Genomic DNA, 22,961 nt, shown 5'->3' with positions numbered 1-22,961 from the left:
GAAGGCAGGGCACGGATGATGACGGAGGCGCTATGACCGCCTACGCCGAACTCGCCGTGATGTCGAACTTCTCCTTCCTGGAGGGCGGGGCGCATGCCTATGAGCTGATCGTGCAGGCGCATGGATTGGGGCTGAAGGGCATCGGCATAGCCGACCGCAACACTTTTGCCGGCATCGTCCGGGCACATGATGCGTGGTCCAGCGAGGACTATGGCAACACGCGGGCTGCCGGGTTTCGCCTCGTCGTCGGCGTCCGGCTGGTGTTTCGCGATGGCACCCCGGATATCCTCGCTTATCCCGTGGATCTCGCCGCCTATAGTCGGCTTTGCCAGTTTCTGAGCCTCGGCAAGCGTCGTGCGCCGAAGGGCGAATGCCATCTCGATTTCGAGGATCTCGCGGCGCATGCGGAAGGCTCGCTGTTCATCCTGATGCCGCCCGCCCGGGTGCCTGCTGATTTTGCCGCCGCGGCGCGAAAACTCGCCGGTCTGGCATCGGGCCGCGCGTGGATCGCCGCCGTGCTCTACCGCAAGGGCGACGATCGCCGCCGGCTCGCCGCCCTCACGGAGATTTCGCGCGAGAGCCGGCTGCCGCTCATCGCCGTCAACGACGTGGTTTATCACGCGCCGGAGCGTCGTCCCTTGCAGGACATCCTGACCTGTATCCGTGAGAAGACGACGATCGAGAAGGCGGGGCGCTTGCTGCAGGCGAATGCCGAGCGGCATCTGAAGCCCGGCTTCGAGATGGCGCGGCTGTTCCGCGATTTTCCGAGCGCCATCGGCGAGACGATGCGCTTCCTGAAGCGGATCACCTTCACCCTCGACGAGATAAAATACGAATATCCGCACGAGGCGGTGCCGCCCGGCATGAGCCCGCAGGACTATCTGGAAATCCTGACGTGGCAGGGGGCGGAGCGCCATTATCCGGATGGCATCCCGGCCGATGTCCGCGCGACGCTCGCCAAGGAATTCGCGCTGATCCGGGAGCGGAACTACGCCGCCTATTTCATTACCGTACACGACATCGTTGTCTTCGCCCGCAGCGTCGGCATTCTTTGCCAGGGGCGGGGGTCGGCGGCCAATTCCGCCGTCTGCTATTGCCTGGGCGTCACCTCGGTCGACCCGGTCAAGCACCAGCTCCTGTTCGAGCGCTTCCTGTCGTCGGAGCGCGAGGAGCCGCCGGATATCGACGTCGATTTCGAGCATGAGCGGCGCGAGGAGGTGATCCAGTTCATCTATGAACGCTATGGCCGCGACCGCGCCGCGATCTGCGCTACCGTCATTTCCTACCGGACGAAAAGCGCCATTCGCGAGGTCGGCAAGGCGCTGGGGCTCTCGGAGGACGTCATCGTCGCGCTCGGCGGCACGGTCTGGGGCGGCGGCTGGGGCTCGGCCATCCAGGACAAGCATATCAGCGATTCCGGCCTCGATCCAAGAAATCCGGAGGTCGAGCGCGCGGTGAAACTGGCGATGGAACTGCGCGGCTTTCCGCGTCACCTGTCGCAGCATGTCGGCGGCTTCGTGCTGACCGAGAAGCTTTTGAACGACCTGGTGCCGAGCGGCCCGGCAGCGATGAAGGACAGAAGTTTCATCGAATGGGACAAGGACGATATCGACACCGTCAACATGATGAAGGTCGATATCCTGGCGCTCGGCATGCTGACCTGCATCCGCAAGGCGTTCGACCTGATCGCCGATATGGGTGGCAAGCGCTACGAGCTCCATACCATCGATAATGAAGACCTTGCCGTCTACGACATGCTCTGCAAGGGCGACTCGATCGGCGTCTTCCAGGTCGAGAGCCGGGCGCAGATGAACATGCTGCCGCGCCTGCAACCGCGAAAATTCTATGATCTCGTCATCCAGGTGGCGATCGTCCGGCCCGGTCCGATCCAGGGCAACATGGTGCATCCCTATCTGAAACGACGGGCTGGCTTGGAAGAGGCGACCTATCCGTCACCGGCGCCGGAGCATGGCCATCCCGACGAACTGAAGGAGGTTCTGTCCCGGACGCTGGGCGTGCCGATCTTCCAGGAACAGGCAATGAAGCTCGCCATGGTCGCTGCGAAGTTCACCGGCAACGAGGCGAACGGACTGCGCCGCGCCATGGCGACGTTCCGGCACAATGGCACCATCCATCGCTATGAGGAGAAGATGGTCGGCCGCATGATCGCGCGCGGCTATGATCCCGCCTTCGCCCATGGCTGCTTCGAGCAGATCAAGGGCTTTGGCGAATATGGTTTTCCCGAAAGCCATGCCGCGAGCTTTGCCCGCCTCGTCTATGTCTCGGCCTGGATCAAGTGCCATCACCCGGCCGCCTTCGCCGCCGCGCTGCTGAATTCGCAGCCGATGGGCTTCTACGCTCCGGCGCAGATCGTGCGCGACGCCGCCGATCACGACGTGCCGATCCATCCCGTCGATATCAATGCGAGCTTCTGGGACAACACGCTGGAGCCGACGGAAAAGGGGCTGGCGCTGCGCCTCGGCCTTCGCCAGATCGACGGCTTCCGCGAGGACTGGGCGAAGACGATCGCGGCACGGCGCGGCGCCGGCTTCGCGGCGATGGACGATCTCGTCCGCCACACGGAGCTCGAGCGGCGCGCCTATGAAAAACTCGCCGACGCCGATGCGCTGCGTTCGCTCGGCCTCGACCGGCGGCAGGGGCTCTGGGAAGTGCGCCGCCTGCCGAGCGCCGAAATCCTACCGCTCTTCGCCGCCGCCGACGCGGCCGAACTGGGTCGGGAGCAGGACATGCCGCTGCCCATCATGCCGCTCTCCGAGCATGTCGTCGCCGACTACCAGACGCTGCGGCTTTCGCTGAAGGCGCATCCGATGAGCTTCTTGCGCGAGCGCTATACCAGCGAGCGGATCCTGTCGGCCGCCGCGATCACGGCGCTTCGGGATGGCCAGTGGGCGCGGACGGCCGGCGTCGTGCTGGTGCGCCAGCGGCCGGGCAAGGGCAATGTCGTGTTCATGACGCTCGAGGACGAGACCGGCATCGTCAATGTCGTGGTCTGGACGCGGCTGTTCGACGAGTTCCGCCGCACCATCATCGGCGCCAAGCTGGTGCTGGTCGAGGGCCAGATCCAGAAGAGCCCGGAAGGGATCGTCCATCTGGTGGCAAAGAGGCTGGTCGATCGAACCGGCGATCTCGATCATCTCGCCGAGGACCGCCGGCCGAGGCTAGATCCTGCCCGCGCCGACGAATTCGCCCATCCGAGTCGCCCGAGCCACCCCGGCAGCCATCCGCGCAACGTCCGCATCATCCCGAAATCGCGTGATTTTCATTGAGGGAAGAGCGAAGCAAAACGTGGGTCCCGCGCGATGACGGCCGTCACACGCTCTTCGTCATCCCTGCGAAAGCAGGGATCCACTTAGCCGGATCGCGCGCCGCGTGGGGCTCCCGTGCGGTCGTCGACATGGATCCCTGCTTTCGCAGGGATGACGACCGAGTGGGGGGCATCCGGTTTCGGAGCGCTCAGGGGAGCGTGTTGTCGGCGTTGCCCTTCACCTCTCCCATGGGGGAGAGGTCGAGCGAAGCTCCAGCGGCGGGATGCAATCTCGCCGGGGAGGACTGAACCCGTCAGTGCTCCAGGTCGTAAACCAGGATTCCGTCCACACCACCTTCCGCCGCCGCGACGATGGCGGCGCCGACCTTCGCGTGCTCTTCGTCGACGAGATACTGGTCACGCGCCGCGACATCGCGGAAGGTCACGATGAAGCCCTCCGAAAAGCCCTTGTCGAGGCCTTCGGGGCTCATGTTGTTGCCGACGATGATGTTGATCAGTCCGTCAATCCGGGGGCGCAATGCGAGCAGCGCGTCGAGGATGGCCACCTTGGTCGTGGCGGTGGTGTCGGCGCGGTAATTGATGAAGACGCAGTGGGTGATCATTATTCTTGGTTTCCTCCGTGGCCCGCAGGATAGGCCGTCGGGAGGCCAGACGTCACCTGTTTCGAGCGGGGCTTGAAGCAAGACCCTCACCCAACCCTCTCCCGCGAACGGGCGAGGGCTTTTCGGCCGGCCAGATGTCGGCGCCGAGCCTCGTATGGCAGGTCGAGGCGCCGTCTGCTCCCTCTCCCGCGTGCGGGAGAGGGCTGGGGTGAGGCTCTTTCAAAGCCCTGAGCGACGTTACTCCGCCGCGATCCGCAGTTCCTTGCTGAGCGGCGGCAAGACGCCGGTCGGCTTGTGGCCGGTATCCGCCTCGTCTTCGTCGACCTCGTTCGGCGCGAAGGCCCAATGGAACAGGTGCGCGACGAGCCGCGAGAGGTCGTCCATGATCGTATAGACGGACGGGATGAAGACGAGCGACAGGATCGTCGACAGGAACAATCCGCCCATCACGGCGATCGCCATCGGCGCGCGGAATTCTCCGCCTTCGCCGAATGCCAGCGCCGCCGGCAACATGCCGGCGCCCATGGCGATGGTCGTCATCACGATCGGCCGAGCGCGCTTGCGGCCGGCGTCGATGATCGCTTCCTTGCGGTCCATGCCGTGCTTGACCTGCTCGACCGCGAAATCGACCAGCATGATCGCGTTCTTGGTGACGATGCCCATCAGCATCAGCATGCCGATGATGACCGGCATGGAAAAGGCGTTGTTGGTCAGGAGCAGCGCTGCCACCACGCCGCCGATCGAGAGCGGCAGCGAGGCAAGGATGGTGAGCGGCTGGAACACACTGTTGAACAGGATGATCAGCACGACGAAGACCAGCAGAATGCCGGAGCCCATGGCGACGCCGAAGGCGGAAAAGACCTCGGCCTGGGCCTCGGAATCGCCCGTCTCCTGCAGCCGGACGCCATCCGGGAAGTTCTTGACGACGTCCATCGTCTTGATCCGCTCCGTGCCCTGGCCGGACGTAAAGCCCTTGGCCATGTCGGTGCCGACCTTGACCAGCCGCTCGCGATCGAAGCGTTCGATCGTCGCCGGGCCCTGGCCGAAGCTGACATCGGCGACGGTGGCGAGCGGAACCGAACCGCCGGCCGGCAACGGCACGCGCAGCGCCGACAGGATCGACAGATCGGAACGGGCAATCCGATCCAACTCGACCCGGATCGGCACCTGGCGGCCATCGACGGTGAACTTGGCCAAGTTGGCGTCGGCGTCGCCGGTGGTGGCGACGCGGATGGTCTCCGAGATCCGATCCGGGGCGATGCCGAGCGCGGATGCCTCGTCCAGCTTCGGCACGATGCGGATTTCCGGACGCGCGAAGGAGGAGAGCGCGACCGGGTTCAGGAACATCGGATCGGCCTTCATCGCCGCCTCAAGATCACCGGAGGCCTTGGCGACGCCGTCGCCATCGGGGCCGGTGACGGCGATGGTCGTTTCGCGGTCGCCGCGTTCGTTGACGACGTAGAAGCGGATGTCGGGAATGGTCGAAAGCACGGAAGCGACGAGCGGCTTCATGTCCTTCTGGCTGACCGTGCGCTCCGCCTTCGGCACCAGTTCGAGGATGACGGCGGCGCGGCGGGTTTCCAGCGTTCCGGTGGGCGAAGTGCCGCCCATGACAAAGACGTTGCGGATCTGCGGCAATTGCCCCAGTGCGGCGGCGATCTTGTCGGTGGTGACAGTGGTCTCGGCCAGCCCGGTTCCTGGCGGCAGTTCGACGGAAACCGCGAGACGGCCCTCATCGCCTTCCGGGATGAATTCCGACGGCAGCAGGCCCATCGCCCAGATCGAGACGGCAAAGGTGGCGATACCAGCGCCAAGCGTCACCCAGCGCATGCCGCGGGCGAGCGTCCCGCGGAGCAGGCCGGTGTACATCCGCATGATCAGGCCGTCATGCTCCTCCATCGGATGCGGCTGGCCGAGCCAGGCGCGCACGAGGGCGAAGCCGGCGGCGAGCGCCAGGGCGCCAAGCGCAATCTTGGTCCAGCCGATCGACACGACGCGTTCGGCCAGGGTGCCAAGCAACGGTACGCCGGTCAGTGCCTCGCCGGTGATCTGCAGCACGAGCGCACCGAGGCCGATTACCACGGCGATGGGGATCATGGCCCTGAGCTTGCGGCCGAGATCGTTCAGGAAGCCGCCATAGATCGGTTCGCCATCGGAGCCGTCGCCGACATAGGGCGCGCGCATGAAATAGGCGGCCATCATCGGCGTGATCAGGCGGGCAACGAGCAACGAGAAGAACACCGCGATGGCGACGGTCAGGCCGAATTGCTTGAAATACTGGCCGGCAATACCGCCCATGAAGGAGACCGGTGCGAAGATCGCAATGATCGTCGCCGAGATCGCGATAACGGCGAGGCCGATCTCGTCGGCCGCCTCCAGCGCCGCCCGATAAGGTTTCTTGCCCATGCGGGTATGGCGGACGATGTTCTCGATCTCGACGATGGCGTCGTCGACGAGAATGCCGGTGACCAGCGTGATGCCGAGCAGGCTGATGAGGTTGAGTGAGAAGCCCAGCATCGACAAGGCCCAGAAGGTCGGGATCGCCGACAGCGGCAAGGCAATCGCCGCGACAAGCGTCGCGCGCCAGTCACGCAGGAACAGGAGCACGACGAGGATGGCGAGGACCGATCCCTCATAGAGGGTATCCATCGCGCTTTCGTAATTGCCGTAGGTGTAGTGGACGGTGTTGTCGATCACCGAGAAGGTGACGTCGGGATGGGTCTGGCCGATTTCGGCAATCTTGGCGTCGACGACATCGGCGACAGAGGCATCGCTGGCGCCCTTGGCGCGGTAGATCGCCAGTGCGACGACGGGCTTGCCGTCGAGGCGAGCGAAGGATTTCGGCTCCTCCCAATGGTCCTCGACTGTGCCGAGATTGCCGAGACGGACCTCGCGGCCGCCCGAGATGACGATCCGCGCATTGGCGAGATCCTCGATCGACTTGGCGCCGGCAAGGGTGCGGATGGTCTGTTCCTGGCTGCCGACTTCGCTCTTGCCGCCGGCGAGATCGACATTGGTGATCTGGAGCTGGCGATTGACGTCGGCCGCCGTGACGCCCAGCGCCATCAGGCGGTCGGGATCAAGGCGGATCTGGATTTCGCGGGTCACGCCACCCATGCGCTCGACGCGGCCGACGCCCTTCAGCGCCTGCAAATCGCGGATGACGCTGTCGTCGATGAACCAGGAAAGCTGCTCCGGCGACATGGTCGGCGCCAGCGCGCCGTAGGTGATGATCGACTGGTTCTCGACGTCGATGCGCTGGATGATCGGTTCGTCGACGGTGCGGGGCAGGTCGCCGCGTATCTTGGCGATGGCATCCTTGACGTCGTTCAGCGCACGGTCGGTGTTGACCTCGAGCCGGAACTCGATACCGGTCGACGATTGGCCGTCCGTGATGGTTGAACTGACATGCTTGACGCCGGTGATGGCGGCAACCGCGTCCTCGACCTTCTTGGTGACCTGCGTCTCCAACTCGGCCGGCGCGGTGCCGGCGTCGGTGACCGTCACCGAGATGACGGGCACGTCGATGTTGGGAAAGCGCGTGATCGGCAGTCCCATGAAGGAGATGATGCCGAAGGCGCAGAGGACGACGAAGAGGAGAATGGGCGGGACCGGATTGCGGATCGCCCAGGCGGAAAAGTTCCAGCTCATCCCTTCGCTCCCTCGCTCGGCGCTTCGACTGCGGTGACGGCGTCGCCGTCGCGCACGAAGGTGCCGGCGCGCAGGATCACGGAGTCGCCGACGGAAATGCCTTCGACGACCTCAATCAGGCCCTTGCCGGAAATGCCGGTCTGGATCGGCCGAGTCCGCACCTTGCCGTCGACCACGATCTGCGCCGTTGCTTCGCCAGCGGTGGTGACCACTGCCGAGACGGGGATCGTCACGCTTTCATGCCGGGCGAGCTCAACCGTGCCGCGCGCGAAGGCTCCGGCATTGACCTTGACGTCGGGCGGCAGCGCCACGCGCAGGCGGCCGAGGCGGCTGGTGTTGTCGATCTTGGGCGAGACGAGGCGTACCGTGCCCTTGATCCCGTTCGGGATACCCTGGACGGTGATGGTCACCGGCTGGCCGACGGCGATCTGCGCCAGTTCGGCTTCCGGGACCTGCGCTTCGAGCTCAATGGCGCCGTCTTCAGCCAAGCGGAACAGCGGTTCGCCGCCGCCAGAGACGATGGCGCCGATGCGGGCGGAGCGCGACAGCACGAGACCGTCGGTGGGGGCCTTGATCTCCGTCTTGGAGACGCGCAGTTGCAATTCGCGGCGCTGGGCCTCGGTCAGGGTCTTGTCGGCTTCTGCAAGCGCCAGGCCCTGCGCCGCGGCGTCGCGGCGGGCGGCCGCCGTCTTGGCGGTCGATTCGCGTGCGTCGAGCGCGTCCTGGGCGACAAATCCCTTGGTCTTGAGGGATTGTCCGCGATCAAGGGCGGCGATCGCCATCGCCTCGATGGCGGTGGCTTCCGCGATCTGGCTCTTGGCCTGCGCGATGGCCGCGTCATTGCGGGCGAGCGAGGATTCGTTCTGGGCAAGCTGGACGTCGAGCATGTCGGTCGAGAGGCGCGCCAGCACCTGCCCTGCCTTGACGTGGTCGCCTTCCTCGGCCGAGAGGTCGGTCAGCCGGTAGCCGTCGAGATCGACGCCGACAAGTATCTCTTCACGCGGCACCAGCGAGCCGACGACGATGGCGGTCTGTACGACCTCCTTGCGAACGGCGGGAACGACGGTGATGGCCGGCGGCTTCGGAGCCTCGGCAGCCGGCTTCGGCTCCTCCGCCACGGCAGGGAACATCGATTCGGGCAGCGCGAGCGCTCCCGCGGCGATGGCGGCGACAAAGGCGGCCGAGGCCGCGAGACGGGTCATACGCTTCATGTTCATCCAGCCGCCTCGGCGGCTCCTCTGGTCAGGCAGGCACGGGCGGTCTTTCGCCGCCGTCATGCCGCTCAGGCTTTCATTCCCAACAGACCGGCGACGAGCCGCCGCAGCAGCGGTTCCACCCGGTCCAGTGATAGGTCTGCATCATGGATCTGGCGCAGCGCGATGCCGTCGACAGCGGCCTGCAGCACGCCGATCGTGGCATCCAGATCGGCGATCTCAGGCATTTCGCCCTTCTCGATCGCTTCGGTGAGAACTTCCCGCATGACGTCGCGAACGCTGTCGTCGATCTTGGCAAAGCGCTTGCCGATCTCGGAGTTGCGCAGGCTTTCGGCGCTGATTTCGGCCATTAGTTCGCAGGCGCCGGGATCGCGCATATAGGCGAAATAGCCCATGGCGCAGCCGATCATCCGGTCAAGCAGGGGGCCGGTCCCGCGCATCGTCTCGACCAGTTCGGCCGCGCCGCAGCGTTCGTCCTGGGCGATGGCTTCGATGATCGCTTCCTTGGACGGGAAGTAGCGATAGAGCCCACCGGGACTCATCTTCGCCTCCAGACAGATCTCCTGCATCGAAGCGCCGCGAAATCCCGAGCGCGCAAAACAGGTCCGAGCGGCGTCGAGAATTTGGGAACGTCGCGCATCCTGCGCGCTTTCGCGCGGCGTGAGTTCGATCGGATCCGGTTGGACTACAGCGGTCATGGGCATCCATATGCTTGCGAATGAATGTTCGCTCGCAGCAGATGCGACTGGCCTGCCCTTAAGTCAAGACACGCCCCGGTGACTTCGTGTCGATTTTCTTTGGAGTCCGCCTTTTTGCGGTAAATCCGTCACAGCGTCCCCGGACAAACGCAGGGTCGACAGGAGAGATGGTGCCGAATGCGCCCGATGTAAGGCCCCGCCTTGGCGAGGCGCGGACCGGTGCGCCATGTCAGGCGATTTCCTGCGCGCGGAAGTCAGCCAGCCAGCGCGCAGCTTCCACATCGGCACGGTGTATTTCATCCGCAAATCGCCTAAACAAAGAGCCTTCGCACGGCCTTCGGACCGGGCGGAAAGGGAGACGATGCCTGGGGAGGCAACGCGTGGAGACAATCGACCGCGAACTGGCGGCGTGGCTGGCGCATGCCGGGCTCGTCGACGACCCTGACACGATTTTCGCGGAGCCGCTGACCGGCGGTGTCGCGTCGGATATCTGGCGTGTCGAGGCAGGAGGCCGAACCTTCGCCGTCAAGCGCGCGCTGGCAAAGATGCGCGTGGCGCGCGACTGGCGCGCGCCGGTTTCGCGCAACGGCACCGAGGTGGAATGGCTGCTGGAAGCCGGGCGCATCGTGCCGGGCGCCGTGCCGCATGTCCTGGCGCATGACGCGTCGATCGGTGCTTTCGCCATGGACTTTCTGCGGCCGGAGGATCATCCGGTCTGGAAGGCCGAACTGCGGGCCGGCCGCGCCGATCCGGTCTTCGCCGCTGCGGTTGGCCGGGCGATCGCCACCATCCACAGCGCGACGGCGTATTCGGACACGCTTGCCGCTCGTTTCGATACGGACACGATCTTTCACTCGATCCGGCTTGAGCCCTATCTCGAAGCGACGGCGGAAGCCCATCCCGATCTGGCGCCGCAATTGATGTCGCTGTCGCGCGAAACGCTGGCGACCAAGATCGCGCTGGTGCATGGCGATGTCAGCCCGAAGAACATCCTGGTCGGCCCGAAGGGGCCGGTCTTCCTCGATGCCGAATGCGCCTGGTATGGCGACCCGGCCTTCGATCCAGCTTTTTGCCTGAACCAGTTGCTGCTGAAATGCCTCTGGGTACCCGCGTCTCGTGAAGCCTACCTCGCCTGTTTCGATGCGCTCGCCGGGGCCTATCTCGATGCTGTCGACTGGGAGCCTCGCGACAAGGTCGAGGCGCGGGTCGCCCGCCTGCTGCCGGGCCTTTTCCTGGCGCGCGTCGATGGCAAGTCGCCGGCCGAATACATCACGAATGACGAAGACCGCGACCGCGTGCGCCGGGTGGCGCGCCCGCTGATCGCAACACCGCCAACATCTCTCGCGGTCATCCGCGACGCATGGGAAGAGGAACTCCTGAAGTGACCGACACGACAATCAGCAAAGTTCTTGGCCGCCGTGTCTGGGATTCGCGCGGCCGGCCGACGGTCGAAACCGAGATCCATCTGGCGTCGGGCGCCATCGGCCGCGCCATTGCGCCGGCGGGCGCTTCGACCGGCAGCGGTGAGGCCGTCGATCTTCGCGACGGCGGCGAGCGTTTTGGCGGCCACGACGTGGTTCGGGCGGTGACGGCGGTGCAGGGGGAGATCGCCACGGCGCTGACCGGCATGGACGCTTCCGACCAGGCAGGCATCGACGCGGCGCTGATTGCCCTCGACGGCACGCCGAACAAGGGGCGCCTTGGCGGCAACGCGCTGATCGCCACTTCGATGGCGGTCCTTCATGCGGCCGCTGCCGGCGCCGACCAGCCGCTCTGGCGCTATCTGGCGGGTGGCAACAAAGTCCGCATCCCGGTGCCGGAAATCCAGATTTTTGGCGGTGGCGCCCATGCGGCCCGGCGTGTCGACGTGCAGGACTTCATGCTCATCTGCCCCGGCGCCGGCTCCTTCGCCGAGGCGCTGGATTGGACCGCCGAAGTCTATCGCGCCGCCGGGGTGCGCATGAAGAAGGCCGGCAAGTTGCAGGGCGTCGCCGACGAGGGCGGCTTCTGGCCGGCCTTCAACTCGAACGAGGAAGCGCTCGACGAACTGGTCGGCGCGATCGCCGACGCCGGTTTCACGCCCGGCCCTGATATCGGGATCTCGCTCGACATCGCCGCGTCCGAATTCGGTCGCAACGGCCGCTACAAGCTGGCGCTCGACGACAGCGAACTCGATACGGGCGGCATGATCGACCTGCTCGGCCGCTGGCTCGACGCCTATCCGATCCTGTCGATCGAGGATCCGGTGGCGGAAGACGACGAGGCGGGCTTCCTCGCCTTCACCGAGCGCTATGGCGACCGCTGCCAGGTGATCGGCGACGATTTCCTCGTCACCAACGCTGCGCGGGTCGAATCTTCGGCGAAGAAGGGCTCGGCGACCGCCGTGCTGGTCAAGCCGAACCAGGCCGGCACGATCACCGAGACCAAGGCGGCGCTGGACGCCGGCAAGAAGGCCGGATTTGGCACCATCGTCTCGGCGCGTTCCGGCGAGACGGAGGATGTCACCATCGTCCATCTCGCGGTCGGTTGGGACGCGGGCCAGTTCAAGGTCGGTTCCTTCTCGCGCTCCGAGCGGATGGCGAAGTGGAACGAGATGCTGCGCGTCGAGGAAGCGCTTGGCGCCGATGCCGTTTATGCCGGCAAGGCAGCGCTCGGCTTTCGCAAGGCCGGTTGAAACGAAAAAAGCCTCCGGCCGGTGCGCGATATGCCCGGCCGGAGGCTCAATTCGAGTGGAGCCGATCAGTAGGTCGCGCGGCCGCCCGAGAGGTCGAACACGGCGCCGGTGGTGAACGAGCATTCCTCGCTGGCGAGCCAGGTCAGGATGGCAGCCGCTTCCTCGACGGTGCCGAAGCGGCCCATCGGAATCTTCGACAGCATGTAATCGATATGCGCCTGGCTGACCTGCTTCAGGATCGGGGTGTCGATCGTCGCCGGCGTGATGGCGTTGACCGTGATGTTGTCCTTGGCCAGTTCCTTGCCGAGCGACTTGGTGAAGCCGATCACGGCCGCCTTGGCCGCCGAATAGGCGGATGCCGTCGGATTGCCTTCCTTGCCGGCGATCGAGGCGACGTTGACGATGCGGCCATAGCCGTTCTTCTGCATCAGCGGCGCGACGAAGCGGTTGCAGTAGAAAAGGCCGTGGACGTTGATCTCGAAGACGCGCTGCCATTCCTCGATCGGATAATCGACGACGAGGGCGTTCTTGCCGGCGATACCGGCCGAGCAGATCATGATGTCGATCTTGCCGAGATGGGATTCGGCCGTCTTGGCGGCGGCTTCGACCTGCTCAGGCTTTGAAATGTCCAGCTGGACGCCATGCGCCTTCGGGCCGAGGGCTGCCTTGGCCGCGTCGATGCGCGCTGCATCCACATCCCAGATACAGACTGTTCCGCCTTCGGCGACAATCCGCTCCGCCGTCTTGAAGCCGATTCCGGAAGCGCCACCTGTCACGATCGCTCCACGACCGGAAAAACGCTGATTATCTGCCATTCTCGTTCTCTTCCTCTGTTCGCGTCCGAACAACGCCGCCTCTACGGTGGCGATACTGGTAAGGGGCAGCGGGTCATCAGACAACCCGTTTTGAACGGGCTTGCAGTGGCGCTCCGTCCTCGATCGCTTATAAGAACAGGATCTTCCCCGCTTACGGACATGGTTCATGGCCCTCAATACGATTGAAGAAGCCGTCGCCGCGATTGCTGCCGGCGAACTGGTCGTCGTCGTCGACGATATGGATCGCGAGAACGAGGGCGATCTGATCATGGCTGCCTCGAAGGCGACCGCCGAAAGGGTCGCTTTCATGATTCGCCATACCAGCGGCATCCTCTGCGTGCCGGTCGACGCCGATCGTGCCGAGGCGCTGCACCTGCCGCCCATGGTCGCCAACAATCGCGATCCGATGCGAACCGCCTTTACCGTCTCCGTCGATTACAAGGTCGGGCTCACGACCGGCATTTCCGCCGAGGAGCGCGCCAACACCATCCAGGCGCTCGCCAACGACAATTGCACGGCGTCCGATTTCCTTCGGCCCGGCCACATTTTCCCGCTGATTTCGCGCGAGGGCGGCGTGTTGATCCGTTCGGGCCATACCGAGGCGGGGACCGATCTCGCCCGGCTGGCCGGTTTGGAGCCGGCCGGTGTGCTGGCCGAGATCGTCAACGATGACGGCACGGTCAAGCGCTTGCCGGAACTCCTGGAATTCGCCGCGGAGCACGGGCTGAAGATCATCTCGATCGAGGATCTGATTGCCTACCGCGCCCGCACGGAGAACTTCGTCAAGGTCGTCGATAGCTTCCAGGTCCCCGTCGGCGGCCGCACCGCGACCGCCTTTGTCTACGAGACCCCGTTCGATCCGCTGCAGCATCTGGCCATCGTTTTCGGCGACGTGGCCGAGCAGTCGGACGTGCTGGTCCGTATTCATCGCGCCAATCCGATTTCGGATCTGATTTCGCGTGGGCCTGATTCGAAGGGATGGTTGGAGACGACGCTGCGCAAGGTCGGCGCAGCCGATCGCGGCGTGTTCGTGCTGATCCGCGATCCGGCAGTGGTCCGGCCAGACGGGTCGGCCGCTGGCGATGGCGAGGAGCGGCACTTCTCGGCGCGGCAGCGCAAGGAGCGCTGGCGTGAGATCGGCGTCGGCGCCCAGATCCTGCGCGACCTCAAGGTACGATCCATCCGCCTGCTGTCGTCGCAGGAGCGCCAGTATGTCGGCCTTCAGGGCTTCGGCATTGCCATCACGGGCCGTGATATCACTGGCGAATAGCCGGCGGAGAATTCTTGGCCGCCACTACCTCGGGAATGGAACCTCTTCCTGCGCTAGCGCGTTGGTTTGACGAGCGGTTTGAGGCCGCGTCCACCCATGGAGGGGTTTGATGCTGAACTGGGCGATACTGTTTCTCGTCGTCGCGCTTGTCGCTGCCGTGCTGGGTTTTGGCGGCATAGCCGGCACAGCGATTGGCATTGCGAAGATCATTTTCGTCGTCGCTATCGTGCTGTTCCTGATCTCCGGTGTTCTGCACCTGTTGCGACGGGCCTGAGAACGACACGGACGAAAAAAACCCCGCGATCCTGGATCGCGGGGTTTTTTTTGTTGGTCGTCCGGCGGGAGCGCTCAGCCTGTGCGCAGCGCCATGGCCTGCTCGATCTCGTCGGCCGAACGCTTGGCGGTATCGGGCGGCGGCAGGGGGACGCCTCCGCTCATGATTTCTTCCAGCCGGGCGCGAGCGCGAGACACGCGACTCTTGACCGTGCCGACCTTCACTTCGCAAATTTCCGCCGCTTCCTCGTAGGAGAAGCCGCTGGCGCCGATCAGGACCAGCGCTTCGCGCTGTTCGTCCGGAAGCAGCTGCATCGCGCGCAGGAAGTCGTCCAGCTCGAGATGGCCGTGCTGCGCGCCGACATCCGACAATCGGGCAGCATGTGTCCCTTCGGCGTCCTCGACCTCGCGACGGCGCTTCCGTCCTTCCGAATAGTATTGATTGCGCAGGATGGTCACGAGCCAGGCATGCAGATTTGTGCCGACCTGGAACTTGTCCTTGTTGGCAAGGGCTCGCATGACGGTTTCCTGCACGAGGTCGTCGGCACGATCGCGATTGCCGCTCAGCGAACGTGCGAAGGCTCGCAACATTGGCAAGGCTTCGACCAGTTCATTTTTCATGTCTGTCTCCGGGGCACCTGGTGCCTTGAAGCAGTTGCAGGAAGTGCGGTCGCAGGCTCATGCGGCGCCTTTGTCGGCTTTTGAGTCGGACAACGACGGTTCGTCGTCGATCCGGTCAAGAAGCGACATGATGTCGTCCGGCAAGGGTTCGCTCAGAGAATTGTCGAAGACCCGGCGCAACTGCCGGCCGATCCAGTCCTCTTTTTCGCCTTGGCTGTTCACGCCAGCGGGTGCCGAGCGAAACTCGGCGCCTTTCGCGTTGCTGTCTTTATTATCCACGTCTCTAATCCTGGCTGTGCCCAACTTGCGCTCCGATCCTAGCTGCGGCGCGTCTCGTCGGGAGGCAAATGCAGCACCTGAAAAAAGGTTCCTTGTTTTGGAACCGAATTGCGCCGAGCACGTTTTGATATCGAGATCAGGATTAGAAGGGGGAAACTATGCCCGAAAGTCTGTCGCAGGCGCTTGCACCGCATTTGCCTTTTTTGCGGCGTTACGCGCGTGCTCTCACAGGCGGTCAGGTCAGCGGCGATGCTTATGTGCGGGCCTGCCTGCAGGCCATCGTCAACGCGCCCGGCATTGTGGATCGAAGCGTACATCCCAAGATTGCTCTCTATCGTCTCTTTCATGCGATCTGGTCGGGTACGCAGCTGGGTAGCGATGAGGCCATCGATGGCCTGAGCCGGCAGGAAATGACCGCGCAACAACGTCTGGCCGACATGACGCCGGAAAGCCGGCAGGCCCTTCTTCTGACGACGATGGAAGGGTTTTCCGATGAAGACGCCGCCGCTGTCATGGGTATTTCGAGCGACCGCATCCAGCCGCTGCTGACGGAAGCCCTGGCCGAAATCGATCGCCAGACGCGCACTCGCGTTCTTATCATCGAGGATGAGCCGCTGATCGCGATGGATCTTTCCGGCATCGTCCAGGAACTGGGGCATGAGGTTGCCGCCGTGGCGCGCACCCGTACCGACGCCGTCGAGGCGGCCCTCCGGGAGAAGCCCGGCCTGGTGCTTGCCGATATCCAGCTCGCTGATGGTTCGTCCGGGATCGATGCCGTCAAGGACATCCTGGCGGGCTTCTCGCTTCCCGTGATCTTCATCACGGCGTTCCCCCAGCGTCTGTTGACCGGCGAGCGGCCGGAGCCGACATTCCTGCTGACCAAGCCGTTCGATCCGCGAACCGTGAAGGCAGCCATCAGCCAGGCGCTGTTCTTCAACTCGACCGCGTCGATCGCCGCCTAGAACAAGGGCCCGGCCACAAGCCGGGCCTTTTTCGCGGAGCCGTTGCTCACCGCGGTTTTTTCATCGACTTCGATCTCGGCTTCCGCCTCTCCTGGCTGTCTCCTCGACACTGGGCGAGCTTGCCGCGCATCCAGGCTAAGGTTGCGTCGCGCCTCCCAAATGAGCTGTTGTAGGGCGAGGGCCGGTTCGTTCGGTCATCCTCGATTCCAGCGGCGCAAAAGGACCGTCACATGGACTGGCTGCTCAACATCCTTTCTCAAGCGTCGGATGCGCTGGGTGGAGATATCTGGCGGCCGGTTCCAAGGCTGGTCATTGCGTTCAGCACGCTTGCGATCGCCGTGGCTGCGCTGTCCTTCCTTTGGCGGCGTCGCGACCTGCCAGCCATCTATCGGCGCGTCGCGTTTTCCTTCGTCCTTCTGCTGCTCGGCGTCGCATTCAACTATTTGATGGCGGCTTTCCCTCTCTTGGCGCCCGCCGTCTATTCCCGGATGATCGAGATCGTCGCGGCGTTGAGCGCGCTGGTCGCCGTGTTTCTCATCCGCTTCGTCCTGCCGGAGCTCCTCGCTCTGCCGTCGCCGCGACTTCTCGAGCGCAACAATCGTCACCTCAAGTCCGAGATCGACGCGCATATCGATACGATGCGGCAATTGACCGACATTCGAAGCGAGCTGGAGGAGAAGGTCCGAGCCCGGACACGCGAACTGACGGCGACCAAGCAGCGGTTCGAGGCAGCCCTTTCCGGTTCCGACATCGCAGTCTTCAACCAGGACAACGATCTCGTTTTCACCTGGGCCTACGACCCGCGGCGCGGCCTGACGCCGGAGGAAGTGGTTGGCAAGACGGATGCCGATCTGTTTCCCGCCGATGTCGCGCCATCGGTCTCAGACGCCAAACGCAGCGTGACGGAAAGCGGCAAGGGCACCTCGCTCAACGTCGTGGTTCAGACCGACGATGGCGCGTCGCAATATCTGCGCCTGTCGATCGAGCCGCTGCGCGACGGCGCCGGCGAGATCATCGGATTGACCTCGGCAGTCGTCGACATGACCGAACGCCATGACTACGAAACGCGCCTGTCCGCACTCACGTCGAGCCTCGCCGAAGCCAATGCCCGTTTCGACCTGGCATTGCGCGGCTCCTCGATCATGGTGTTCAGCCACGACCGCGACCTGCGCTACAACTGGGTCTACAACCCGGCCATCGGCTTGAGCGCCGATGCAATGCTGGGTCATACGGATGAGGAATTCTGGCCGGACGAGCGCGGCTTCCCGATCATTGCGATGAAGAAAGCAGCGGTCGCGTCCGGTGAGGCGCAGCACGGTGAAATCGCCTTGTCGATCGGCGGCGAGGACCGGCATTTCCAGCTCAGCATCGAGCCTATCCTCGGCCCCGACCGTACCGTTCGGGGGTTGGCGGGCGTCGCCGTCGATACAACCGAGGCACATCAGCAGGAGGCACATCTGCGCCTGGTGATGCGCGAACTGACCCATCGGTCCAAGAACCTGCTCGCCGTGATCCAGGCGATGGCGCGGCAGACAGCTGCCCGCTCGGATGATCCGCAGACCTTCGTCACGCGCTTTTCGGCCCGCCTCCGCGCGATGGCGGCGTCGCACGATCTGCTTGTCGCTCGTGAATGGCACGGCGCGATCCTGAAAGATCTGGTCAACGCCCAACTCGGCCAGGCCATCGATCCGGGATCTGACCAGCTAGTCATCGAGGGGCCGATGCTCAGCCTCCGGCCCGATGCGGTTCAGAATATCGGGCTCGCTTTGCATGAACTGACCACCAACGCGGCGAAATATGGTGCGCTGTCGGTTCCCGGCGGCAAGATCTCGCTGAATTGGGGCATCCGCAATGGCGACAAGTTGCACCTGCGGTGGGAAGAAACCAACGGCCCCCTTGTGCAGCAGCCCGAGAAGACGGGCTTTGGCGTCACCCTGCTGGAGCGCAGCGTCGGTCAGGCGCTGGACGGCACCGTCACGCTCGAGTTCATGCCGGGCGGAGTGGTGTGCGAGATCTGCATCCCCTCAAGCCACGCCCTGGTTTGATTTGTCCGATGCATGGAGAGCGGGCGCAGGGATGATCGGCCGGCTGTTCCGCCATGAAAAAGGAGCCCTCGAGGGCTCCTTTGTTTCGTCGGGGCCATAGGGCCGCTAGAGCGCCTGTGTGCCTCAGCGCTTGCGCGACAGGCCTCCGAGAAGGCCCATGGCGAAGGCGAGGGCAACGCTGGTGGTGCCGACCTCCTGCTGCTGGCGGCGGCCGCTGCGCCAATTCGCGACCAGCAGGATGATCAGCCCGAGCACAAGGAACGCCCCGCCGACGACCAGCTTGGCGACGAGTGAGCCATAGCTGAAGGCCAGCGCCTGATAGCCCGCCGCGACGCCGAAGCAGACGCCAACAATGATGAAGACCCCCGCGACTGCCAGGAGGCCTACCTTTTTCAGGGTCCGAACCGTGGTTTGCGTGGCGGCCGCTGCCGCCACGCTTGTCAGGGCCTGGAACAGGCCACTCATCGCCGGCCTATGAGCGCACCGATGAACAGGCCGATACCGGCGGCGATCAGAACGGCGGGAACCGGATTGTTGGTGATCTGTCCTTCGATGTCTTCGGCAACCCTCTGGCCACGGCGGCGTGCTTCCTCGGCCGAGGCGCGGAAGGTTTCGCCAGCCCGATCGGCAGCATTATGCAGCGCGTCCGCGCTGGCGCTCGCATGCTCGGAGCCGAATTTACGGATCGTATCCGTCAGCGAAGCCAATTCGGCCTGGATGGCCTTCACCTGATCCGAGAGGTCGGAGCCGTCTGTCTTGGTGACCATGTTGGCACTCCTGTGGGTTGCTCAGGTCTGCGAAGACTTGAGAGATCTACGGGGAAGTATATGCGGTGTGGGAGCCGAGTTGTCGATATCGGCCAGCGCGGTAGACAATTCCATGGTTAGCTTTTGATAAGCTTCCCGCTCCTCGGCAGATGCAAGCGGAGCCAGTCGCGCGACGGCTCGTCGCCAGTGCAGCAGCGTTTCCGCCTTCTGGCTATCGGAGAGAACCTTGTCGGCGAGAATGTCTCCGGGCCGCCAAAAGCCGGCATATCCTTGATATGCGATCATTTGCTTTCATCCTGGTTATTCCAACGCGACCCATTCAGAGAACGAGCCAAATCGGCAATGGTTCCAGAGGGATCGAGGCGTGATCTGGCCTGTGGCTAAAATGCACGCCGCCGCGCCGGAGGACCGGACGCGGCGGAAATTTTGGGACAATTGGGGCCGTCGGTGGCGCGGCTTCCCTGTCAGGCTGTGCCCTTGCCGGCGTCGGAGCCGTGTCGTTTCCGGCGGTGCTGGACCACCAGCATGAGGACGATGGTGAGTCCGATCGCCGCGAACGAGACCGCGGTCGTGACCGTGCCCAGCGCATAGATTACCGGCGTCGTTACCGTGGTGGTGAGGCCGCGAAGCGTCAGTGGCAAGGTATTGACCGAACCGACCGTCTGGCTGGAACGCGCGATTTCATCCCAGGACAGCGTGAATCCGAACAGCGCCACGCCGACCAGCGAGGGCAGGATCATCGGCAGCACGACATGACGGAAGGTCTGCCAGGACGAGGCACCGAGATCGCGCGCCGCTTCTTCATAAGCCGGATTGAAGCGATTGAAGACGGCGAACATGATCAAGAGGCCGAAGGGCAGGGTCCAGGTCAGATGCGCGCCGAGGCCGGAGGTGAACAGGCCCATCAGGGTCTGGAAATTGTCCTGGATCAGGATGCCGATATTGCCGAGGAAGTTCGTCCATATCGTTGGCGCGTCGATGTCGACGTAGTTCTCGACCAGATAGTCTCCAACGCCGGTGATGGTCTGGTTGAAAAGCTGGAACTCGAGCGCGATGCCAAGCGATACGACGATAGACGGCAGGATCAAGCTGGCGATCGCTGCGAAGAACAGCAGGTTCGCGCCCTTGAACTTGGTGCGGAAGGCATAACCCGCCATCACCGAGATCACCACGGTCACAAGCGTCACCACGAGGCCCAGCTTCAGCGAACTGATCAGCGCGCCGACGACGTTGGGCACGCCGATGCCGGCCCACAGATTGTGGAACCAGTGCAGCGAGACCCCGTTCATCGGGAAAGTCATGCCGCCGTTCGGCCCCTGGAAGGACAGCACCAGGATGGTGATGGTCGGGCCGTAGAGGAACAGCACATAGAGGGCGAAGACCGCCGCGAGAATGTAGAATGTGCGGGAGCGTCCTTCGGTCATGATCAGAGCTCCTTGCGAATGTCGACGAAGCGCAGCAGCGTCCAGATGATCATCAGCACGATGGCCAGGAGGACGACCGCGTTGGCGGCGGCGATCGGGAATTGCAGCGCGTTGATCTGGCTCTCGATCACCTTGCCGGCCGAGGCGATCTGCTGGCCGCCCATCAGGCCGATCGAGATGAAGTCACCCATCACCACAGTGATGACGAAGATCGAGCCGATGGCGATGCCTGTCTTCGACAGCGGGATGATGACGTTCCACAGCGTCTGCCAGCCCGACGCGCCCGTGTCGTAGGCGGCCTCGACGAGAGACTTGTCGATGCGCGACATCGAATTCAGGATCGGCACGATCATGAACACGGTGTTGAGGTGGACGAGCGCCAGCACCACGGAAAAATTGGAATAGAGCAGCCAGTCGAGTGGCTCGGATATCAGCCCGACCGAGAGCAGCCATTGGTTGACCACGCCGTTGCGCCCAAGCAGCGGGATCCAGGAGATCATGCGGATAACGTTCGAGGTCCAGAACGGGATCGTCGTGATCAGCGCCAGGATCAGGCGCATGTTGTTCGACTTGACCTCGAAAACGAGGAAATAGGCGACGGTGAAGCCCAGAACGAGGGTGATCAGCCAGACGATCAGGCAGAATTTCAGCGTCGACAGATAGGTCCGGAAGGTGGTGCACAGGTCCGGCAGCGAGGCGAGGCACTTGTCGAAGGCGCTCGCGTAATTATCGCTGACCATGGCCGGTTCGATCGAATAGCCCGTATAGGTCCAGAAACTGACGGCAAGCGTGACCAGCAGCGGCAGGACAAAGAAGATCAGCAGCACGATCGCGAGCGGCGCGGCCTGCCAATAGGGTGCCCAGCGCGATTTCATTTCCAGCATGGTCGGGCGGGCTCCGTGTCGATGGAAGAGGGGCGCGTCTGGTTGCCTTGGGAGGGCAAGCTCGCTGCTTCAAGACGGCGCGGCTGTTTAGGCAGGCAAGGGGAGAGGTGCGCGGCAGAACCCGCGGGCGAGATGCCCACCCGCGGGAAAAAGGAGGTCAGGCCGATCAGGCGGCGATGAACTCGTTCCACTTCTGGATCATGTAGGCGTTCTCATCCATGATCGAGTTCCAGCAGGCGACGGCACCCATGCGGGTGTTGTACGAGCCGCCATCGCGGACCGAGCCGGCCTTCTCGAGCAGGCCGCCATCCGGACCGAGGATGTCCTTCTCGGCCGGCTTGCCTTCCATCCAGAATGCCCACTCGAAGGGCTCCATGTTGGCCTGCGCGGTGTCGAGCACGGCGGCGTAATAGCCCTGGCGGTTCAGATGCGCGCCGGCCCAGCCGTCGAGGAACCAGTTGATGAACTCGTAGGCCGCGTCGAGTTGCTTGCCCTTCAGCGTCTTCGGCAGTCCGAAGCCCGATGCCCAGGCGCGGTAGCCTTCCTTGAGCGGCTGGAAGGTGCAGGGGATGCCCTTGAGGCGGACGGCGGTCACGGCCGGCGACCACATCGACTGGATGACCGTCTCGCCCGAGGCCATCAGGTTGACGCTTTCGTTGAAGTCGGACCAGAAGGCGCGGAACTGGCCGGCCTTCTTGGCTTCGATCAGGGTCGCGATCGTCTTGTCGATTTCTTCCTTCGTCATGTTGCCCTTGTCGCCGTACTTCACGGTGCCGAGGGCTTCATTGACCATCGCGGCATCCATGATGCCGATCGACGGGATGTTGAGGATCGAGGCCTTGCCCTTGAATTCAGGGTTGAGCAGTTCGGCCCAGCTCTCGATCGGGCGCTTGATAAGGTCGGGGCGGATGCCGAGCGTATCGGCGTTGTAGGTCGTCGGGATCAGCGTCAGCCATTCGGTCTGCTCGTTGGCAAAAGTCTTGCCGCGCTGCTTCTCGAGGTAGAGCACCTTGTGCGGCGCCGTGCCCTGATGGCCGATCTTCTTGCCGTCTACTTCGCCCTTGGTGATCGCGGTGGCGAGCTTGTCGACCAGCTTCACCTTGTTGGCGTCGATCGCCTGGAAGTTGCCGGACGGGATCAGGTTGCGCAGCGAGAAATACTCGGTGTCGACCAGGTCGAACGAGTCCGGCTGCGTGATGATGCGCTTGGTGACGTCATCGGTGGTGACCGTGACGTATTCGATGTTGATGCCGGTGATTTCCTTCGCCTTGGCGGCGATCGCGGCCGACTGGTTGGTCGCAGTCGAGAGGTAGCGCAGCGTGATCGGCTCATCGGCATGGACAGCCGGGAAGCCGGTCACGGCGGTGGTGCCGAGGAAGCCGGCGGTGATGGCCGAGCCCTTCAGCAGCGTGCGGCGCGAAATACCGCTCTGGCTGATACCGTTCTTGGTCTTGTCGTTCATTGCCTGTTCCCCTCTGGTTTGTTGCAGTGATCCG

20 protein-coding genes are annotated in these 22,961 nt (G+C 64.0%); 7 read left to right on the top strand and 13 right to left on the bottom strand.

The window, feature by feature from the left end; translation table 11 throughout:
- Positions 1 to 32 precede the first annotated feature (32 nt).
- Complete coding sequence (locus OSH12_RS19230; RefSeq protein ID WP_266345222.1) at positions 33 to 3,287, top strand: error-prone DNA polymerase; 3,255 nt, start codon at positions 33 to 35, stop codon at positions 3,285 to 3,287.
- Between the two features lie 292 nt (positions 3,288 to 3,579).
- On the opposite strand, the gene OSH12_RS19225 is transcribed toward OSH12_RS19230, so the two are convergent.
- The 4 genes from OSH12_RS19225 to OSH12_RS19210 form a co-directional block, all read right to left on the bottom strand.
- On the bottom strand, positions 3,580 to 3,888 hold the full coding sequence (locus OSH12_RS19225) for a Dabb family protein (RefSeq protein ID WP_266345221.1): 309 nt from the start codon (positions 3,886 to 3,888) through the stop codon (positions 3,580 to 3,582).
- A 237-nt stretch (positions 3,889 to 4,125) separates the two neighbouring features.
- A complete protein-coding gene (locus tag OSH12_RS19220; RefSeq protein WP_266345220.1) occupies positions 4,126 to 7,539 on the bottom strand; it encodes an efflux RND transporter permease subunit in 3,414 nt (1,137 codons plus the stop codon).
- A complete protein-coding gene (locus tag OSH12_RS19215; RefSeq protein ID WP_266345219.1) occupies positions 7,536 to 8,756 on the bottom strand; it encodes an efflux RND transporter periplasmic adaptor subunit in 1,221 nt (406 codons plus the stop codon). The genes OSH12_RS19220 and OSH12_RS19215 overlap by 4 nt, the downstream gene beginning before the upstream one ends.
- Positions 8,757 to 8,821: 65 nt before the next feature.
- A complete protein-coding gene (locus OSH12_RS19210; protein ID WP_266345218.1) occupies positions 8,822 to 9,451 on the bottom strand; it encodes a TetR/AcrR family transcriptional regulator in 630 nt (209 codons plus the stop codon).
- Positions 9,452 to 9,831: 380 nt separating this feature from the next.
- Between OSH12_RS19210 and OSH12_RS19205 the strand changes: the two genes are divergently transcribed.
- Positions 9,832 to 10,836 carry a phosphotransferase family protein gene (locus tag OSH12_RS19205; RefSeq protein ID WP_266345217.1) on the top strand — a complete coding sequence of 335 codons (1,005 nt, stop codon included), beginning with the start codon at positions 9,832 to 9,834 and terminating at the stop codon, positions 10,834 to 10,836.
- Positions 10,833 to 12,125 (top strand): phosphopyruvate hydratase, encoded by a 1,293-nt coding sequence (gene eno / locus OSH12_RS19200; protein ID WP_266345216.1) that lies wholly within the window; start codon positions 10,833 to 10,835, stop codon positions 12,123 to 12,125. Before OSH12_RS19205 ends, eno begins: the two co-directional genes overlap by 4 nt.
- 65 nt (positions 12,126 to 12,190) lie before the next feature.
- On the opposite strand, the gene OSH12_RS19195 is transcribed toward eno, so the two are convergent.
- Complete coding sequence (locus OSH12_RS19195) at positions 12,191 to 12,940, bottom strand: SDR family NAD(P)-dependent oxidoreductase (RefSeq protein WP_266345215.1); 750 nt, start codon at positions 12,938 to 12,940, stop codon at positions 12,191 to 12,193.
- Positions 12,941 to 13,106: 166 nt separating this feature from the next.
- Here OSH12_RS19195 and ribB point away from each other — a divergent pair, with 166 nt between their 5' ends.
- Together ribB and OSH12_RS19185 are read left to right on the top strand one after the other, a co-directional pair.
- On the top strand, positions 13,107 to 14,210 hold the full coding sequence (ribB, locus tag OSH12_RS19190) for a 3,4-dihydroxy-2-butanone-4-phosphate synthase (protein WP_266345214.1): 1,104 nt from the start codon (positions 13,107 to 13,109) through the stop codon (positions 14,208 to 14,210).
- Positions 14,211 to 14,319: 109 nt separating this feature from the next.
- Positions 14,320 to 14,484, top strand: a complete 165-nt coding sequence (locus OSH12_RS19185) for a DUF1328 domain-containing protein (protein WP_266345213.1) — start codon at positions 14,320 to 14,322, stop codon at positions 14,482 to 14,484.
- 74 nt (positions 14,485 to 14,558) lie between these two features.
- Here OSH12_RS19185 and OSH12_RS19180 read toward each other — a convergent pair whose 3' ends face one another.
- Both OSH12_RS19180 and OSH12_RS19175 read right to left on the bottom strand, forming a co-directional pair.
- The gene (locus tag OSH12_RS19180) at positions 14,559 to 15,104 is read right to left on the bottom strand and encodes a sigma-70 family RNA polymerase sigma factor (RefSeq protein ID WP_266345212.1); all 546 of its coding nucleotides are present in this window, start codon (positions 15,102 to 15,104) and stop codon (positions 14,559 to 14,561) included.
- Between the two features lie 57 nt (positions 15,105 to 15,161).
- The gene (locus tag OSH12_RS19175) at positions 15,162 to 15,383 is read right to left on the bottom strand and encodes a NepR family anti-sigma factor (RefSeq protein ID WP_266345211.1); all 222 of its coding nucleotides are present in this window, start codon (positions 15,381 to 15,383) and stop codon (positions 15,162 to 15,164) included.
- A 158-nt stretch (positions 15,384 to 15,541) separates the two neighbouring features.
- Between OSH12_RS19175 and OSH12_RS19170 the strand changes: the two genes are divergently transcribed.
- Both OSH12_RS19170 and OSH12_RS19165 read left to right on the top strand, forming a co-directional pair.
- Positions 15,542 to 16,345, top strand: coding sequence for a response regulator (locus OSH12_RS19170; protein WP_266345210.1), 804 nt, complete (start codon positions 15,542 to 15,544; stop codon positions 16,343 to 16,345).
- Between the two features lie 230 nt (positions 16,346 to 16,575).
- Positions 16,576 to 18,390, top strand: a complete 1,815-nt coding sequence (locus OSH12_RS19165; RefSeq protein WP_266345209.1) for a sensor histidine kinase — start codon at positions 16,576 to 16,578, stop codon at positions 18,388 to 18,390.
- 123 nt (positions 18,391 to 18,513) lie between these two features.
- Here the strand turns inward: OSH12_RS19165 and OSH12_RS19160 are convergent, their stop codons facing one another.
- From OSH12_RS19160 to OSH12_RS19135, 6 genes are all read right to left on the bottom strand, one after another.
- Complete coding sequence (locus OSH12_RS19160) at positions 18,514 to 18,855, bottom strand: hypothetical protein (RefSeq protein ID WP_266345208.1); 342 nt, start codon at positions 18,853 to 18,855, stop codon at positions 18,514 to 18,516.
- The gene (locus OSH12_RS19155; protein WP_266345207.1) at positions 18,852 to 19,157 is read right to left on the bottom strand and encodes a DUF883 family protein; all 306 of its coding nucleotides are present in this window, start codon (positions 19,155 to 19,157) and stop codon (positions 18,852 to 18,854) included. Before OSH12_RS19155 ends, OSH12_RS19160 begins: the two co-directional genes overlap by 4 nt.
- Before the next feature lie 21 nt (positions 19,158 to 19,178).
- Positions 19,179 to 19,442: a hypothetical protein gene (locus tag OSH12_RS19150; protein WP_266345206.1), complete on the bottom strand. Its 264-nt coding sequence runs from the start codon at positions 19,440 to 19,442 to the stop codon at positions 19,179 to 19,181.
- A gap of 179 nt (positions 19,443 to 19,621) precedes the next feature.
- The gene (locus OSH12_RS19145; RefSeq protein WP_266345205.1) at positions 19,622 to 20,581 is read right to left on the bottom strand and encodes an ABC transporter permease; all 960 of its coding nucleotides are present in this window, start codon (positions 20,579 to 20,581) and stop codon (positions 19,622 to 19,624) included.
- A gap of 2 nt (positions 20,582 to 20,583) precedes the next feature.
- Positions 20,584 to 21,465 carry an ABC transporter permease gene (locus OSH12_RS19140; protein WP_266345204.1) on the bottom strand — a complete coding sequence of 294 codons (882 nt, stop codon included), beginning with the start codon at positions 21,463 to 21,465 and terminating at the stop codon, positions 20,584 to 20,586.
- A 166-nt stretch (positions 21,466 to 21,631) separates the two neighbouring features.
- Positions 21,632 to 22,927 carry an ABC transporter substrate-binding protein gene (locus OSH12_RS19135; protein WP_266345203.1) on the bottom strand — a complete coding sequence of 432 codons (1,296 nt, stop codon included), beginning with the start codon at positions 22,925 to 22,927 and terminating at the stop codon, positions 21,632 to 21,634.
- Positions 22,928 to 22,961: the final 34 nt, after the last annotated feature.

Origin of the sequence: Kaistia terrae (assembly GCF_026344005.1) — a bacterium.
Lineage (GTDB): Bacteria > Pseudomonadota > Alphaproteobacteria > Rhizobiales > Kaistiaceae > Kaistia > Kaistia terrae.
This window is presented reverse-complemented; position numbering and strand designations above follow the sequence as displayed.